Origin of the sequence: Bacteroides caecigallinarum (genome assembly GCF_016902295.1) — a bacterium.
Classification (GTDB): domain Bacteria; phylum Bacteroidota; class Bacteroidia; order Bacteroidales; family Bacteroidaceae; genus Phocaeicola; species Phocaeicola caecigallinarum_A.
The window spans coordinates 1-371 of the sequence record NZ_JACJLQ010000169.1; the positions used below are offsets into that span (position 1 = coordinate 1).

Below are 371 nucleotides of genomic sequence, written 5' to 3' on the forward strand. Positions count from 1 at the left end.
ATGCTTCAGGGCTCTACTCTATAAAACGGCGACTACCTACTCTCCCACTTGTACGCAGTACCATCGGCGTGACGAAGCTTAACTTCTCTGTTCGGAATGGGAAGAGGTGAAACCTTCGTGCTATAGTCACCTTAATTTCTTTTCTATTTCTATTCTTCTTTTTTCATCTTCACATGAGAATAACAAACTGAAGAAAGTACATTTCCTTTCAACCAAAACTCTTCCGTTTCAAGAACCGAACGTATATAACATCATTACGTGACACGTGACAACAAAAGTCAACGGGCAATTAGTAATGCTCGGCTTTGCTGTCTCCAGCTTTACACCTGCATCCTATCAACGTCATAGTCTTTGACGACCCTGAGAAATCT

The 371-nt window shown here is 41.5% G+C and carries 2 rRNA genes; both read right to left on the bottom strand.

The features are described from left to right. Positions 1–23: 23 nt before the first annotated feature. Positions 24–134 (bottom strand): 5S ribosomal RNA (rrf, locus tag H6A27_RS14660). A 134-nt stretch (positions 135–268) separates the two neighbouring features. Further along, a 23S ribosomal RNA gene (locus H6A27_RS14665) occupies positions 269–371 on the bottom strand; the annotation flags it as partial.